This window comes from Mariniflexile litorale (genome assembly GCF_031128465.2).
GTDB lineage: Bacteria > Bacteroidota > Bacteroidia > Flavobacteriales > Flavobacteriaceae > Mariniflexile > Mariniflexile litorale.
On sequence record NZ_CP155618.1, the window covers coordinates 1,069,094 to 1,084,955 of the forward strand.

General features: G+C 33.4%; 15 protein-coding genes. 7 read left to right on the forward strand and 8 right to left on the reverse strand.

The window, feature by feature from the left end; all coding sequences use genetic code 11:
* Window positions 1-209: 209 nt before the first annotated feature.
* The 4 genes from QLS71_RS04335 to QLS71_RS04350 all read right to left on the reverse strand — a co-directional run bounded on the left by QLS71_RS04335 (window position 210) and on the right by QLS71_RS04350 (window position 4,647).
* The gene (locus QLS71_RS04335) at window positions 210-1,481 is read right to left on the reverse strand and encodes an FG-GAP-like repeat-containing protein (RefSeq protein ID WP_308990690.1); all 1,272 of its coding nucleotides are present in this window, start codon (window positions 1,479-1,481) and stop codon (window positions 210-212) included.
* A 599-nt stretch (window positions 1,482-2,080) separates the two neighbouring features.
* Window positions 2,081-3,172 (reverse strand): hypothetical protein, encoded by a 1,092-nt coding sequence (locus QLS71_RS04340; RefSeq protein ID WP_308990691.1) that lies wholly within the window; start codon window positions 3,170-3,172, stop codon window positions 2,081-2,083.
* Between the two features lie 163 nt (window positions 3,173-3,335).
* On the reverse strand, window positions 3,336-4,082 hold the full coding sequence (locus QLS71_RS04345; RefSeq protein ID WP_308990692.1) for a hypothetical protein: 747 nt from the start codon (window positions 4,080-4,082) through the stop codon (window positions 3,336-3,338).
* Window positions 4,069-4,647, reverse strand: a complete 579-nt coding sequence (locus tag QLS71_RS04350; protein ID WP_308990693.1) for an RNA polymerase sigma factor — start codon at window positions 4,645-4,647, stop codon at window positions 4,069-4,071. The genes QLS71_RS04345 and QLS71_RS04350 overlap by 14 nt, the downstream gene beginning before the upstream one ends.
* A gap of 301 nt (window positions 4,648-4,948) precedes the next feature.
* On the opposite strand from QLS71_RS04350, the gene QLS71_RS04355 reads away from it, so the two are divergent.
* The 7 genes from QLS71_RS04355 to arsB all read left to right on the forward strand — a co-directional run bounded on the left by QLS71_RS04355 (window position 4,949) and on the right by arsB (window position 10,912).
* Window positions 4,949-6,391, forward strand: a complete 1,443-nt coding sequence (locus tag QLS71_RS04355; protein WP_308990694.1) for a circularly permuted type 2 ATP-grasp protein — start codon at window positions 4,949-4,951, stop codon at window positions 6,389-6,391.
* 20 nt (window positions 6,392-6,411) lie between these two features.
* On the forward strand, window positions 6,412-7,338 hold the full coding sequence (locus QLS71_RS04360; protein ID WP_308990695.1) for an alpha-E domain-containing protein: 927 nt from the start codon (window positions 6,412-6,414) through the stop codon (window positions 7,336-7,338).
* A gap of 14 nt (window positions 7,339-7,352) precedes the next feature.
* Complete coding sequence (locus QLS71_RS04365; protein WP_308990696.1) at window positions 7,353-8,306, forward strand: transglutaminase family protein; 954 nt, start codon at window positions 7,353-7,355, stop codon at window positions 8,304-8,306.
* Between the two features lie 78 nt (window positions 8,307-8,384).
* The gene (locus QLS71_RS04370) at window positions 8,385-8,714 is read left to right on the forward strand and encodes a metalloregulator ArsR/SmtB family transcription factor (protein WP_308990697.1); all 330 of its coding nucleotides are present in this window, start codon (window positions 8,385-8,387) and stop codon (window positions 8,712-8,714) included.
* A 33-nt stretch (window positions 8,715-8,747) separates the two neighbouring features.
* Window positions 8,748-9,218, forward strand: coding sequence for a DUF6428 family protein (locus QLS71_RS04375; protein ID WP_308990698.1), 471 nt, complete (start codon window positions 8,748-8,750; stop codon window positions 9,216-9,218).
* A 16-nt stretch (window positions 9,219-9,234) separates the two neighbouring features.
* Window positions 9,235-9,867, forward strand: a complete 633-nt coding sequence (locus tag QLS71_RS04380) for a protein-tyrosine-phosphatase (RefSeq protein ID WP_308990699.1) — start codon at window positions 9,235-9,237, stop codon at window positions 9,865-9,867.
* On the forward strand, window positions 9,854-10,912 hold the full coding sequence (gene arsB / locus QLS71_RS04385; protein WP_308990700.1) for an ACR3 family arsenite efflux transporter: 1,059 nt from the start codon (window positions 9,854-9,856) through the stop codon (window positions 10,910-10,912). Before QLS71_RS04380 ends, arsB begins: the two co-directional genes overlap by 14 nt.
* A 30-nt stretch (window positions 10,913-10,942) precedes the next feature.
* Here the strand turns inward: arsB and QLS71_RS04390 are convergent, their stop codons facing one another.
* The 4 genes from QLS71_RS04390 to QLS71_RS04405 form a co-directional block, all read right to left on the reverse strand.
* Complete coding sequence (locus QLS71_RS04390; protein ID WP_308990701.1) at window positions 10,943-11,920, reverse strand: polyprenyl synthetase family protein; 978 nt, start codon at window positions 11,918-11,920, stop codon at window positions 10,943-10,945.
* A gap of 146 nt (window positions 11,921-12,066) precedes the next feature.
* The gene (gene rlmN, locus QLS71_RS04395; protein ID WP_308990702.1) at window positions 12,067-13,107 is read right to left on the reverse strand and encodes a 23S rRNA (adenine(2503)-C(2))-methyltransferase RlmN; all 1,041 of its coding nucleotides are present in this window, start codon (window positions 13,105-13,107) and stop codon (window positions 12,067-12,069) included.
* Window positions 13,108-13,382: 275 nt separating this feature from the next.
* On the reverse strand, window positions 13,383-14,432 hold the full coding sequence (gene queA, locus QLS71_RS04400; protein WP_308990703.1) for a tRNA preQ1(34) S-adenosylmethionine ribosyltransferase-isomerase QueA: 1,050 nt from the start codon (window positions 14,430-14,432) through the stop codon (window positions 13,383-13,385).
* Between the two features lie 115 nt (window positions 14,433-14,547).
* Complete coding sequence (locus QLS71_RS04405; protein WP_308990704.1) at window positions 14,548-15,780, reverse strand: 3-phosphoshikimate 1-carboxyvinyltransferase; 1,233 nt, start codon at window positions 15,778-15,780, stop codon at window positions 14,548-14,550.
* Window positions 15,781-15,862 lie beyond the last annotated feature (82 nt).

The window sequence follows — 15,862 nt, forward strand, 5'->3', positions numbered from 1 at the left end:
AAAATTAAACCTAATAATCTGAACTCAAAAAAATAACGAAATGACAATAAAGCCTTATATAAAAGCGGCTATTTTTAGCTAATACTAAGTCGCTTACTTGTTTACCAACTTCTGTTTTTCCTTCGGAAAACCCTCGATCACTAACACGCAACTTTCCAAAATAAACGTTAACGAAAATAGGACTCGTTCAACAATTTACTACACGCTGCTTATTGAGGCCTAAAAAACAACGTATACAAGGTGCCTGTACCTCCAGCTCCTCCTCCAAAGTTTACAGCTATAGATCCATCGTCTTTTAAATCACCTCCAAAAGAAATAGAACGAGAAAAACGTTCTTCTGATTCCAAATTTAGCCCAAAACCACCATCGGTATTATTAATTCTACTAAAGCCCTTAATTGTTTTATTAGCATTTAAATAAAGTACATACCCCCAACCTTCATATTGTTGATTGGCTCCTGTAATTAAATCGGGAATGCCATCCCCATCCATATCGCCGGCTGCACACATAGCATGCCCAAAATTAGCACCAGCCGTTCCATTAGGGTTGGCATCTGCAACTAGTTCATCTGTAAAACCATTTAAGCCTTCAGCCAATTTAACTTTAGACACCACATTGTAATTTAGCTTATCTAAAGAAAGGATCCATACAGCTCCTCTACCACCATCAGACATAAAGGCACCAACTGCTAATTCTTTAGTACCATCGTTATCCAAATCGCCTAGCATAGCAACTTCTCTCCCTCCAAATTGGTCGCCATCTTCAAGCCCAGTTCCAAAACCACCTTGGGTAGAACTGATAGTCACTTTATTGGCATATATAACTTCGGAAGCACTGTTTAAAAATAGGATATCAATAGCACCTCGACTACTTCCCCCATCGTTAGACCCTGGAACGCACGCTACCAAATCTATTCTACCATCTCCATTTAAGTCTCCAATAGCTGATAATCCATTCGCGATAATGTTGTTATTTTTAACATAATCTTTAACCGTACCATTTGCATTTAAATGAATAATATACAAAGCGTTATTGGGTGGTACTGGGGATGCTACAGCAATGTCTGGAATGCCATCACCATCATAGTCTCCAATACCTGCTACACCATAACCAAAAAAGTTTCCTGCATTTAAAACCTCAGTAAAACCACCTTCAAGCATGGATATCTTCTGGCTCGATTGCACCGTTCCATTAGTATTCATAAATAAAACATACACAGCGCCAGCATCTATTGCCCCATCATCATCGGAACGTGCACCCACAACAAAATCGATAATTCCATCGCCATTAACATCTCCTATTTTATCATGATCTCTTCCAAACCGATCGCCGCTTTCTAAATTAGCTACTGAGTTTCCATTTATGGTTATAAATCCTTCTGGTTGATACCATAATGTTTTTGAACTAGTTTCAATTGAATTCTCTTTTTTACTGCAACTCATTACAATTAGTAAAACGGAAAGTATTGATATTATTTTCATGTATGCTTTAATTTACTCTTGGACTGCTATTAAACTTAATGGTTTAATGAATAAGGTTCTATAAAAGTTTATTTCAAAATAATAAGCGAGGTAGAAAACATTTAAAACTGTTAGTAATATATAGTACTTTTATGACGGGTCAAAACCATAGTTCACCCATAGATACTTCGTAGATACTGTATAGTTATAGCATGGTTATATTATGGTTATAGTAAGTAAGATAATTATAATCTCATCCAAATCAAGTTACAACTAACATATTTAATATAGATATTAACCTAAGTGATATGCCTATTAACAATGCTGAATTTTAGTAACAAATAATTATCCTAATACCCTAAGCCTTATTTGAACCTTGAAGCTGTTAAAATTAAATAAAATCTCGCAATATTACAGTAACTAATTGATAATTAAAATTTTATTAATAAAACATCAGCTTAATACTATTTATAAACTTACTTTGCTAACAGGGTTATTACATGTCAAATTGAGCTTGTCGAAATATTCTAACCGAGTGATAATAAAAATCGGTTTCAACAAGCTTAACCTAACAAGGTAAATAAAAGCGTGGTTCAGACAGCCTCTAGCTTTTCGTTTGACTAATCCATATCAAACCTCAAACCAACGGAAATATTATTTTGTTTGATGGTTTGATCTTTAAAAATGGGGGATAAATCGTATTTAACGTAAAGCGCCACCTGATCAAAAGCAATATAACTACTCAAACCATAAACAAGGTTACTGGTATTAAAGCTTTGTTTTTCCTTGTCTTTTTTACGATTACCATCTATTTCGTATTTTAATTTTTGGCGTGTGCCTATGTTAAATCCGCCATAACCACCAATACCAATTTTAAATTGATTATCGGTTGAATATCTAAAATAATCATCCTTCTCTATTTTTTTGGAAGGCCCAAATTCAAAATGCACAGGAAACACTAAATTGGTAATAGCTAATTTTGATTTTTTTAAATTTTCAGGAAATTCCTCTAACAGAGTTTGCTCTCCTTGCTGAACAAAGTATTGGTTATCGGTTGGTTTTAAACCATTAAATTGAAAAGAATACCCGTATTTTAAACGCATAAAGTTTGATTCTTTAAAAACACGCGTTTTCCAAGCCCACCCTATTTCAAAAAAACGAGAACCTCCAAATTTATAAGGTGAATCGTCTAGTTTTCCACCTTCAATAATAGCATTGTTTAAACCAAAGGCCAATACAAAGTCGCTAGCCGTTCGTAAATCATACTTTCTTTTCTTTGGTTTATCATCTTCTTCTTTACCAAAAAAAACAAACTTATCTTCTCCTCCTTCACCTCCCCCAATTCTAAAAATATTAGGCGATGGTTTTTCCTCGCTGGTTTGGTAACCATCTTCATTACGTTCTAAAAGTGCAATTTTATTATCAATGATATCGATTCGATTTTCAATATTTAAGGCACGTTTTTGGGCTGCTTCTTTTTTTAAAATTTCAGCTTCGGCACTTGTTATCACTCCACTTGACAATCGTTTATTAATAGCTTCGACCTCTACTTTTAAAAACTCACGTTCTTCATTTTGAATGTGTTCTTTAGTAGTTCTCAAATTGGCTATTTTGTCTTTATTATTTCCTTTTTGAAGTGTGTCTTGTGCATTCATGACTTGCACACTTAGGCATAGTATTACCTGTACTAAATACTTTGTAATTGTTTGCATAACTGTTCGTTTTTTTGACCCTAATGGGTGTTTATAATTGATTGATTTATTGATGAAATTTCTATGTTTGTGATGGTGTTATTTTTTTAAGTCGAAGCAATCTCATAACCTAGTTATAAACTAACAAATTACGTCGTCGTGCCTCCTCGTAATAACGAAACTATTAATCATTGCGTTGTGCTACGGCTGTTTTTACAGAGTTATAACTCGCTTGTATGGCTTCAAATACTTTACTTCTAAACGATTGATCCAAATCGGCTTCCACTTCCTGAAGCAGTATATTCGCATCAACAATTCCTGTGTTAGTATTATACATTTTATTTAATCGAATTTCCTTTTGAGCTTTTTGTAATAAATCATCTATAACAGCATCAGTAACTTCTAAATTTTTGTCTTTCAAACCTTGTACAGTTGCTACAACATCCTGTATTTTTCGTTCTTCAAAGGTTAATTTTTCTTGTAACACGATTGTTGGTGTTACTATACTACTTTTTTCTTTTGGAACCACTAGCACTTTTGTTACTACAACAGAATTGTTATTTGCTTGGATGGTGGGATTATCTTTCAATGGCTGTTTTTCTGTTTCCTCAATTGGTTTTTCTTCTCTTAAAACATTTTTTAGTTTATCAACTTCTTCTACAGCCACTTGTGTGTTTTCCTTTTGATCTATAACAGTAGGTGTACTAACAATTACTGGCTTCACTTCTTCCGTATTAAAAAATTGAAATGCAACAAATAAAACACCTACAATACTGGCGGCAATTCCAACCCACCAAACTGCTTTTTTGCTTTGCTTATTGTCTCCCTTTTCTAAACGTTCCGAAAGTTTTGTCCACGCATCGTTTGATGGCTGTAAACTTCTACCCTCTAATTTATTTTTTATACTATTGTCAAATTTATTTGATTCCATAACTTGTTTTTTTATCCAATTCTTGTAATCGTTCTTGAAGCATTTTACGTGCTTTAAACAATTGGGATTTTGATGTGCCTTCTGTAATACCTAGCATACCTGCAATTTCATGATGTTTATAGCCTTCAATGGCATACATAACAAATACCATTTTATAACCTTCAGGCAGTGCGTCAATCAATTGTTGCAATTGGGCAACTTCAATATCTGTATTGATATGATCGCTATAATTATTTTTAAAATCGACTTCTTCAACAGGAAACTCCACTTGCTTTTTTTGTCTTAAAAACGAAATAGATTCTCTTACCATAATACGCCGAATCCATCCTTCAAAACTCCCTTCTGCCCTATAACTACTTAAATTTGAAAATACTTTAAAAAACCCGTTAAGCATGGCTTCTTCTGCATGCTGAATATCTTTAATATAATACCTACAAACACTTAACATTTTTGGTGCATGTAACTCATATAACACATGTTGTGCTTCACGATTATTCTTAACAGCACTTTTAATAAGTGCCGATTCGTTTTTATGGAGTTGTATAACTTTCAAAAATGATTTCATTTAGCCTTCTATTTATAAAGACGCCAATTTTACAAGAATGGTTGCCTAGTAGAATAAATTTTTATTTAAATATAATTTTAAGTTGTAGTATAAGTACATATAATTTAGAATTTAAACACCTATTTTCTTTTATAAAATTTACTGAGAATTCAATTTAAGCAGCACAAAACACGTTACTTGTTAAAATTTAACATTATTTTTATTAAATTATGATAAACACTGAATTTTTATCATATAAATAGTAAAATTGTTAAATATTTTTCAGTAAAACATTATATTTGATTGTCTACACTCTAATATTATGAATAAAAATGCACTTTTCTCGTCTTACGAAAAACTACCGAATACTTGGGATGAAATGTACTGTGACAAAAAACAATTTAGAGCTCAATACGAAGGCTTTATTGAATATTTGAAAAATACATCTTCTGAAAAACTAACAAAAAAAGAAGACCTTTCCAAACAGTTATTTATGAGTCAGGGGGTCACATTCACGGTTTACAACGACAATGAAGGTATTGAAAAAATATTTCCTTTTGATATTGTTCCTAGAATTATTACTGTACAAGAATGGGATAAAATTGAAAGAGGTATTAAGCAACGTCTTAAAGCATTAAATTTATTTATAAAAGATATTTATAATGAACAATTTATTATTAAAGACGGCATTATACCTGCTGATTTAATTTACTCATGTCCAAGTTTTTTACGCGAAATGAAAGGCATTAAAGTACCATACGATGTGTATGTGCATATTTCTGGAGTGGATTTAATAAGAAATAACGATGGTGAATTTTATGTACTAGAAGACAACTTAAGAACTCCTTCTGGCGTTAGTTACATGCTAGAAAATAGAGAAATTTCCAAACGTTTGTTTCCAGGTATTTTGCCAAAAACCCACGTGAGGTCGGTTTCAAACTACCCAAATTTGCTTTATAAAAAGCTAAAAGAACTTTCAGAGCTTACTAACCCTAATATTGTCTTATTAACCCCAGGTATCTATAATTCTGCTTATTACGAACACACAACCCTAGCTCGATTAATGGGTATTGAACTGGTTGAAGGCACTGATTTGGTAGTAAAAAATCATTTTGTTTATATGAAAACCACCAATGGGTTGAAACAAGTAGATATTATTTATAGACGTGTTGACGATGATTATTTAGATCCTTTAGAATTTAACGCGCAAAGTGCTTTAGGGGTTGCTGGCATCATGGCTGCTTACAGAAAAGGCCATGTAAATATTGTAAACGCTCCTGGAACTGGCATTGCAGATGACAAAGCTATTTACATTTACGTGCCCGATATGATTAAATATTATTTAGATGAAAAACCAATTTTAAAAAACATAGAGACCTATCAATTAGGACGAGCAAACGAACTTGAATATGTTACCAAAAACATTAGAGAAATGGTAATAAAAAAAACCGATGGTAGTGGTGGATATGGGATGCTCATGGGACATGAAGCTTCAGATACCGAAATAAAAGGTTATTTAGACAATGTCAAGAAAAAACCCGAAAATTTTATAGCACAACCAATCTTGCGTTTATCAACAGCACCTTGCTATATTAATGGGCAGTTATCACCTCGCTGTATCGATTTACGCCCATTTGCTCTCGCAGGTAAAGATGGTATCGATATTTGCCCTGGAGGCCTTACAAGAGTCGCTCTTAAAAAAGGTTCTTTGGTGGTTAATAGCTCCCAAGGAGGTGGTAGTAAAGACACTTGGGTATTGCAATAATAATTCTAAAATATGAGAATATGTTAAGTAGAGTAGCAAACAACCTTATTTGGTTAGATCGATATATGGAACGGGGCAATGGCATTTTAAGTTTACTCAAGGTAAACTTTTATGCGAATCAAGACTCTCCCGAACTATTTTCATGGACTCCAATTATTAAAAACTTTACGACCTCAGAAAACGATTTTTATACAGAAGATGCTATAGAATGTATCCATTTTATGATATTTAATATAGGTAATTCAAACTCTATTTTAAATATTGTTACAAAGGCTAGAGAAAATGCCAGAAGCGTACAAGAGCATATATCTAGAGAGCTTTGGTTGTGCATCAATAACTACTATCTATATCTTACCGATAAAGATTTACCAAGAAGACTTAGAGAAGAAGATCCTATCCAATTTTTAGAAGATTTAAGAAAACACCATTTAATTTATTATGGAACTTCTGACATCACACAAGAACGAGGTCCTTCCTACTATTTCATGAATGTAGGCAAGTTTTTAGAACGTGTAATCCAAATATCAGATTTTACAGCCTTAAAACTCATGGAAATTGGAAACACCTCAGATAGCTTAGAAAAAAGCTTCTATTGGAAAAACTTATTGCTTTCAATTGGCGGATACCAATTATACCTAAAAACACATAAATCGACATTTAACGAAGAACACATTGTTAGGATGGTTTTTCAGGATAAATTATTTCCCCGATCAGTATATTACTGTGTAAACAAATTAAGCCGACATATTAATCAACTCATAGAAGCAAACGAACTTGAAAAAAACAATTTAGAGTTTTTATTAGGCAAGCTGGAAAGCTCAATTAAATATACAACCATAGAAAGCATTACCGAACAAGGACTAAATATGTACATTGATGGTATTAAAGAAGATATAAGAAACATCTCCATCAATATTAATTCGGTTTACTTGTCTAATGTTAATTGATTTTAAAACTTATTATGGCAACATTCTTTATAAAACATATTACAAAATACAGTTATAGCAATACAGTAGTAGACGGTGCAAATCTAATTAGGTTACACCCAATAAACGATGATTATCAAAAAGTAGTATCCCATTTTATATCGGTAACAAATAATCCGCTTATTGAAACACACATTGATTTTTACAACAATAAAATAGGTACCTTTTTAATTACCGAACCTCACGATGAATTATCTATTATATCTGAAGTTGAAATAATTACAACAAGCCGATTATTTCCAGAGGATATCACAGTTGTTTCAAAACAATGGGAAGATCTAAAATTAAGAAAATATGATGCTGATGTCATTGATTTTTTAAAGCCAACAGCATTTAGTGGTTCTAATGACGTTTTAAACTTAATACAATCAAAAAAACTTACCGAAACAACGCCCTTCAAAGCCGTTTTAGAACTTTGCCAATATGTCTATACGCATTTCAACTACCTAAAAGGGATAACAAACGTAAACTCAACTTTAGATGATGTTTGGAATTTAAAAGCTGGTGTCTGTCAAGATTTTACCACTATTTTACTACAAATGGTTAGAATGTGCGGTATTCCTGCACGGTACGTTAGTGGCTATATTTGTCCTACTGATGATATATCAAGAGGTCAAGGTGCTACCCATGCGTGGATTGAAGCATACATTCCATTTTACGGTTGGTTGGGTATAGACCCAACAAATAATGCCATCGCAAACGAAAACCATGTTCGCTTGGCAGTTGGTAGAAACTATACAGATTGTTCTCCTGTAAAAGGTGTTTTTAAAGGAATAGTAGCATCAAATTTGTTTGTTAAAGTAGAAATTAGCACTTCAAAAAACACAGAAACTTCCATTCCACCCCCAAATACCTTTACTGGTTCTAGCACAAATAACAGCTACCAACGTAATCTAGAACACATTCAGCAGCAACAACAACAACAGTAAATTTCAGAAAAATAATCTGTAAAATAATTTTACATCTCGCATATTAATCGTAATATTGCAATATAACAATTAATGAATATGGGATTAGCTAAAACTGAAATATTTACCGATTTACAAAACGAAATTGCATTGTTTGCAAAAGCATTCGGACACCCTGCTAGAGTGGCTATTTTACAACACTTGTTTAAACTTAACACCTGTGTTTGCGGCGACTTAGTAAATGAAATCGGGCTAGCCCAACCTACCATTTCTCAGCATCTCAAAGAATTAAAAACCTTAGGTCTCATTAAAGGTAATGTAGAAGGCACCAGTGTTTGTTACTGTATAAACACTGAAAATTGGACTAAAATGAAAGAAGTTATGTTTCAGTTTTTAGATCAAGACCTTACAGAACCAACTTGCTGCTAAAAAATTTCTTAATTAACCGCTATAAAAAAACATATGAAACTTTCAGAAATAAAAACAATATTAAGTCAATTAGACACCATCGCTTTTCAATTACCTAATGGCGATTTAGTACCCACACATTTTCACGTTACCGAAGTTGGTAAAATAACCAAAAGCTTCATCGATTGTGGTGGCACGGTGCGTAAAGAGGACGTCGTTAATTTGCAACTTTGGAATGCTAACGACTACGACCACAGATTGCATCCAGAAAAACTATTAGACATCATTAAGCTTTCCGAGAAAATATTAAGCATAGAGGATTTAGAGATAGAAGTGGAATATCAAGCGGACACTATTGGAAAGTTTGGGTTAGACTTTGATGGTAATAACTTTTTATTAACATCAAAGCAAACTGATTGTTTGGCTCAAGACCAATGTGGTGTGCCAGCAGAAAAGCAAAAAGTTCAACTATCTGAAATTATACCTGCAGGTGCTTCTTGTACCCCAGGAAACGGTTGTTGCTAATTTTAAAAAAAATTATATGAAATTATTTGACACCATAGAAAATATTATTTCAACCTTAAATGTTGAAACAATTACTAAAGAACGTAAAGCGACTTTACAACCTTTAATCGATTATATTAAAACTAAAAGCGACACACAACAAACCATACGCATCAACTTTATTTGTACACACAATTCACGAAGAAGCCATTTGTCTCAAATTTGGGCGCAAACTATGGCGGCACATTTTGATATTAAAAATGTATTTTGCTATTCTGGTGGCACCGAAGCAACCGCTTTATTTCCTGTAGTTGCAGAAACATTAAAAAATTCTGGTTTTGAAATCAATACCATTTCGAAAGGAGACAATCCTGTTTACAGCATAAAGTATACCGAAAATGAACATCCTATCATTGGGTTTTCAAAAAAACTGGATGATAGTTTTAACCCGAAATCTGAATTCGCTGCTATTATGACCTGTTCTCAAGCCGATGGAGGTTGCCCGTTTATTGCAGGTGCCGAAAAACGAATTCCGATTACCTTTGAAGATCCAAAAGCTTTTGATAATACGCCTCAACAAATTGAAAAATATAATGAAAGGAGTCTTCAAATAGCTACCGAACTTTTTTATGTATTCTCACTTATAAATATAAAAAATGGCAACATCTAAAAGACTTAGCTTTCTAGACAGAAACCTAACCCTGTGGATTTTTGTAGCAATGGCATTAGGCGTTGGAATAGGGAATATCGCTCCAAATTTTCCAAAAATAATAAACTCATTTAGTAGCGGAACTACTAATATTCCAATTGCAATTGGGTTGATTTTAATGATGTATCCTCCTTTAGCAAAGGTTAATTATTCCTTATTACCAAAAGTTTTTAAAAACATAAAAATACTTTCAATTTCACTTATTCTTAATTGGATTATTGGACCTGTTTTAATGTTCATCTTAGCAATTACGTTCTTGCGGGATTACCCTGAATATATGGTAGGACTTATTCTAATTGGCTTAGCTAGATGTATTGCCATGGTGCTGGTTTGGAACGACCTTGCGGAGGGTAGCAGCGAATATGGCGCTGGTTTAGTAGCCTTAAACAGTATTTTTCAAGTTTTTGCCTATAGTTTTTATGCTTGGATTTTTATTACCGTGCTACCTCCCTATTTTGGGTTTGAAGGAGCCATTGTAGATATATCCATTAAAACCATAGCCGAAAGTGTTGCCATCTATTTAGGAATCCCCTTTTTATTAGGTATTTTAAGTCGGATTGCTCTAATTAAGCTAAAAGGCGAAGATTGGTACACGAAAAAATTCATACCTGCCATTTCTCCCATAACACTCATTGCTCTATTATTTACTATTGTCGTTATGTTTTCATTGAAAGGAAAAATGATAGTTGAAATTCCTATGGATGTTTTAATAATTGCATTGCCTTTACTTATTTATTTTAGCTTAATGTTCTTAATTGGATTTTTCTTTAGCAAAGCTACAGGGGCTGACTATGATAAAGCTGCTGCTGTTTCTTTTACTGCTGCTGGAAATAACTTTGAATTAGCTATTGCAGTTGCTATAGCTGTTTTTGGATTAAATTCTGGACAAGCATTTGCAGGCGTCATAGGTCCTTTGGTGGAAGTTCCCGCATTGATTTTTCTAGTTAAAGTTTCCTTTTGGTTAAGAAAAAGGTATTACAAAAAACCAATACTTCACGCAAAATAAAATGATATCAAAGACAATATAATAGGCCTACTATTTCTTTCTTTCAATAACATAATTCACCATCAATTCCAGTGAATTTCTGTAATTTGATTCTGGATAGGTTTGAAGAATTTGTAGTGCTTCTTCTTGAAACTGATCCATTTTAGTAATAGCATAATCTAAACCTCCATTATTTTTCACAAAAGTGATAACTTCTTTAACACGTTTTTTGTCTTTATTGTGGTTTTTTATAGAATTAATTAACCACTTCTTATCTTTTTTATCGGCTTGATTTAATACGTAAATTAACGGCAGGGTCATTTTTTGTTCTTTAATGTCTATACCTGTTGGTTTACCTATTTGGTCGTCGCTATAATCAAATAAATCATCTTTAATTTGAAATGCCATCCCTATTAACTCACCAAATTTACGCATGGCTTCTACGTGAACCGATTCTGGTTTTACAGAAGCAGCACCCAAACTACAGCAAGCTGCAATTAAAGTTGCTGTTTTTTGTCGAATAATTTCATAATAAACAGCTTCAGTAATATCAAGTTTTCTAGCTTTTTCAATTTGAAGTAATTCGCCCTCACTCATTTCGCGCACGGCGATAGAGATGATTTTAAGCAAATCGAAATCATTGTTATCGATACTTAAAAGCAAGCCTTTTGATAATAAATAATCACCTATTAAAACGGCTATTTTATTTTTCCAAAGGGCATTTACAGAGAAAAAACCGCGGCGACGGTTACTATCATCTACCACATCATCATGTACCAAAGTGGCAGTATGTATTAATTCAATAACTGAAGCTCCTCTATATGTACGCTCGCTTACTTCACCGTTTGACACCATTTTGGCTACCAGAAATACGAACATGGGTCGCATTTGTTTCCCTTTTCGGTTTACTATGTAAGTTGTAATTCTATTAAGTAAAGCCACTTTACTAGACATTGACAAAAGGAACTTTTGCTCGAAAAGATCCATTTCAAAGGCTATAGGGTATTTTATTTGCTCTACTATTTTCATTCAGAGTTTAAAGATACTATTTCAAATGAATTATATAAAAAAGTTTGATGTTTTTTAGTAAGTGAATTCATTCTAACACATCATGTTTTATTTCGATTTAAGAAATTCAAAAATCTATTATATCAGAAGAATGACAAAGCTTTAGGTTAACTTTTATTTGCTAATTGTCCGCAAGCCGCATCAATATCTTTACCTCGACTACGACGCACATTCACTACTATTCGGTTTTTTTCTAATGCAGAAATATAATTTTCTAAAGCTTCGTTTGATGCTTGCTGAAATTCACCATCATCAATAGGGTTATATTCAATAATATTAACTTTACAGGGCACATATTTACAAAACGCTACAAAGGCATCAATATCTTTTTTAGAATCGTTAATTCCTTTCCAAACCACATATTCATAGCTAATTCTACTTTTGGTTTTAGCGTACCAATATTCTAAAGATTCGCGTAAATCTTCTAAAGGAAAATGTTCATTAAAAGGCATGATGGTAGTTCGAACCTCATCGATTGCTGAATGTAATGAGACTGCTAAATTAAATTTTACATCATCATCAGCCATTTTTTTAATCATTTTAGGCACACCTGATGTTGAAACTGTAATACGTTTTGGAGACATCCCTAAACCTTCTGGAGATGTAATTTTATCAATGGCTTTAATAACGTTATTGTAATTCATAAGTGGTTCACCCATACCCATAAAAACAATATTACTAAGTGGGCGGTTGAAATACAATTTACTTTCGTTGTCAATAACTACTACTTGATCATAAATTTCATCAGGATTCAAATTACGCATGCGTTTTAAACGTGCGGTGGCACAAAATTTACAATCTAAGCTACAACCAACTTGACTCGACACACAGGCCGTTGTTCTTGTTTCTGTTGGTATTAAAACGGACTCTACAATTAACCCGTCGTGTAAACGTACGGCATTTTTAACCGTACCATCGTTACTGCGTTGTATTGTATCTACTTTTATGTGATTAATAACAAAGTTATCTTCAAGCATTTGTCGCGTTTCTTTCGAAACATTGGTCATGTCATCAAACGAATGTGCTCCTTTTTGCCACAACCATTCGTAAACCTGATTGCCCCGAAAGGCTTTATCGCCTTCTTTTTCGAAGAAGTCACGAAGTTGTTCTTTAGTTAATGCGCGTATGTCTTTTTTTATAACTGCCATAAGTGATGCAAAAATAGGGAAAATTTTCTCCCTTAATCCCTCCTTAATAAGGAAACTGCTACGTGCTTACTCAAATGTTAATTTATATTTTTATGAAGCGTTGGAGTTAGGGTTAAACTCAATTTAAACCGAACCTTTGGCTGGTGCATTAGCGATTGCAGCGGCATCCTTTTTTGAGGCACGAAAAAAAAGATATAGCGGAAAGCGCGACCCTCTGGGTAATGCCCAAATTAATTGTATAAAAAAAGCCTTGAATTAACAAGGCTCTTTATATTTTATATGATCAACATGGCATCGCCATAACTGTAGAATTTATACTTTTCTTTTATAGCTTCTTCGTATGCCTTTTTAATGAAATCGTGACCTGCAAATGCAGAAGCCATCATTAACAAAGTTGATTTTGGTGTGTGGAAGTTAGTTATCATGCAGTTAGCAATACTAAAATCATAAGGAGGAAAAATGAACTTATTAGTCCATCCTTCTACTTCGTTTAATTCTCCACCTGATGATACTGAACTTTCAATAGCACGCATGGCAGTAGTACCTACAGCACAAATACGTTTTTTATTTTTTTTCGCAGCATTCACTATTTCTACTGCTTTTCCTTCAATTTTTAGCTCTTCACTATCCATTTTGTGTTTAGAAAGATCTTCTACTTCCACTGGATTAAAAGTTCCTAAACCAACATGTAAAGTAACTTCAGCAAATTTAACACCTTTAATTTCTAAACGTTTTAACAGGTGTTTAGAGAAATGAAGTCCGGCTGTTGGTGCAGCTACAGCTCCTTCATTTTTAGCATAAATAGTTTGATAACGCTCTTCATCTTCAGGTTGCACTTCTCTTTTAATATATTTTGGAAGTGGTGTTTCGCCAAGTTCATTTAGTTTTCTGCGAAATTCTTTATAAGATCCATCATATAGAAAACGTAATGTACGACCACGAGACGTTGTATTATCAATAACCTCGGCTACTAACGTATCGTCGTCTCCAAAGTATAACTTATTACCGATTCTTATTTTACGTGCAGGATCGACCAATACATCCCAAAGGCGTTGTTCTTCGTTTAATTCTCTTAATAAAAAAACCTCAATTCTTGCGCCTGTTTTTTCTTTATTACCATATAATCTGGCAGGAAATACTTTAGTATTATTAAGAATTAAAACATCATCTTCATCAAAATAATCAATAATATCTTTGAACATTTTATGCTCAATGGTTTGTTTTTTTCTATCTAGAACCATTAAACGAGATTCGTCTCTATTTTCTGCTGGATATTCTGCGAGTAATTCTTCTGGTAAATTAAAACCAAAGTGTGATAACTTCATGTAAAAAAGAGTTTATTTGTTTAGTTGTTATTCGTTTATAAACCAATGCTTAAAGTTACAAACGGCTGCAAATATACGATTGTGGAATAGGCCTTGTCAAGTAAATACGTGATTATTATTTAGTTATTTTAAAACCAATAGATTCTAAGTCGTTCCAAAAGGTTGGATATGATTTTGAAACCACCTCAGCTTCTTCAATAACTATTGGCGTTTTAAGGGCCAATGGTGCAAATGCCATAGCCATTCTATGGTCGTTATAAGTGGCAATAGGCACGTATTCTTTTATGGTGTTTGATGCTGAAAGATGTAATGACTTGTCAGTAATATTCACGTTGCCACCTAATTTTTCAATTTCGGTTTTTAAAGCGACTAACCTATCGGTTTCTTTAATTTTTAAGGTATGAAGTCCTGTTAAATTACAAGCTAATCCCAGGGCAAAACAAGTTACTGCTATGGTTTGAGCAATGTCTGGTGCATTTGCCAAATCGAATTCGATTGACGATTGACAATTGGCGATTGATGATTTAACCAAAGTCATTGTGTTATTTTCAAAAGTTGTTTCTACTCCAAAAGACTTATAGATTTCGACCAACACAGAATCTCCCTGCAAGGAGTTTTCTTTGTAAGATGACAGTATTATTTCTGTTCCAACTTCGCAAAGTGCCGCAATACTGAAATAATAAGATGCCGAAGACCAATCGGACTCTACGGTTAAGGTGTTGGGTGTTGAGTTCTGGGTGTTGGGTTTTACGGTTATTATGTTTCCGATGAATGAGGATTCTACACCTATTTCATCCAACAAACTCAACGTCATTTTAATATAAGGTACCGAAGTTATTTCACCTTCAAGTGTTAACTCAATACCATTTTCAAGTTTTGAAGCTATTAATAGTAATGCTGAAATATACTGACTACTAACATTAGCCTGCAAGGACACTCTATTTTTGGTTAGTTTTTTTCCTTTAATTTTTATAGGAGGATACCCTGAATTTTCAACATACTCAATCTCTGCTCCAAGTTCCTGAAGTGCCTCTACCAAAATTTGAATAGGACGCTCTTTCATACGTTTTGAACCTGTAAGGGTCACTTCTCGTCCTTCTTGAATTGAAAAATACGCTGTTAAAAATCGCATCGCAGTTCCTGCGTGATGAATGTCAACCACATTAGACGTTGATTTTAAAGCATCCGTCATTAAACAACTATCATCTGAATTCGAAACATTTTCTAGATTAATAGATGGATATAATGCTTTTAAAAGCAATAATCTATTGGATTCACTTTTAGAACCTGTTATTGTGATTTTAGATTGACTATTTGCGATTTGCGATTTTTGAAGTGTGATATTCATTTTATAAATTAAAAAAGTAACAAATAGTTCGCGACTGTACTCGAACTAACATAAAAAACGCTTCTTAAAAGAAGCGTTCAAA

Excerpts from the sequence above, each read along its gene's own strand:
- QLS71_RS04380 (WP_308990699.1), top strand. The coding sequence starts at position 9,235 with ATGAAATTATTTGACACCATAGAAAATATTATTTCAACCTTAAATGTT.
- QLS71_RS04355 (WP_308990694.1), top strand. The coding sequence starts at position 4,949 with ATGAATAAAAATGCACTTTTCTCGTCTTACGAAAAACTACCGAATACT.
- QLS71_RS04365 (WP_308990696.1), top strand. The coding sequence starts at position 7,353 with ATGGCAACATTCTTTATAAAACATATTACAAAATACAGTTATAGCAAT.
- QLS71_RS04370 (WP_308990697.1), top strand. The coding sequence starts at position 8,385 with ATGGGATTAGCTAAAACTGAAATATTTACCGATTTACAAAACGAAATT.
- QLS71_RS04350 (WP_308990693.1), bottom strand. The coding sequence starts at position 4,647 with ATGAAATCATTTTTGAAAGTTATACAACTCCATAAAAACGAATCGGCA.
- QLS71_RS04360 (WP_308990695.1), top strand. The coding sequence starts at position 6,412 with ATGTTAAGTAGAGTAGCAAACAACCTTATTTGGTTAGATCGATATATG.
- QLS71_RS04390 (WP_308990701.1), bottom strand. The coding sequence starts at position 11,920 with ATGAAAATAGTAGAGCAAATAAAATACCCTATAGCCTTTGAAATGGAT.
- arsB (WP_308990700.1), top strand. The coding sequence starts at position 9,854 with ATGGCAACATCTAAAAGACTTAGCTTTCTAGACAGAAACCTAACCCTG.
- QLS71_RS04345 (WP_308990692.1), bottom strand. The coding sequence starts at position 4,082 with ATGGAATCAAATAAATTTGACAATAGTATAAAAAATAAATTAGAGGGT.
- queA (WP_308990703.1), bottom strand. The coding sequence starts at position 14,432 with ATGAAGTTATCACACTTTGGTTTTAATTTACCAGAAGAATTACTCGCA.
- rlmN (WP_308990702.1), bottom strand. The coding sequence starts at position 13,107 with ATGGCAGTTATAAAAAAAGACATACGCGCATTAACTAAAGAACAACTT.
- QLS71_RS04335 (WP_308990690.1), bottom strand. The coding sequence starts at position 1,481 with ATGAAAATAATATCAATACTTTCCGTTTTACTAATTGTAATGAGTTGC.
- QLS71_RS04340 (WP_308990691.1), bottom strand. The coding sequence starts at position 3,172 with ATGCAAACAATTACAAAGTATTTAGTACAGGTAATACTATGCCTAAGT.
- QLS71_RS04405 (WP_308990704.1), bottom strand. The coding sequence starts at position 15,780 with ATGAATATCACACTTCAAAAATCGCAAATCGCAAATAGTCAATCTAAA.
- QLS71_RS04375 (WP_308990698.1), top strand. The coding sequence starts at position 8,748 with ATGAAACTTTCAGAAATAAAAACAATATTAAGTCAATTAGACACCATC.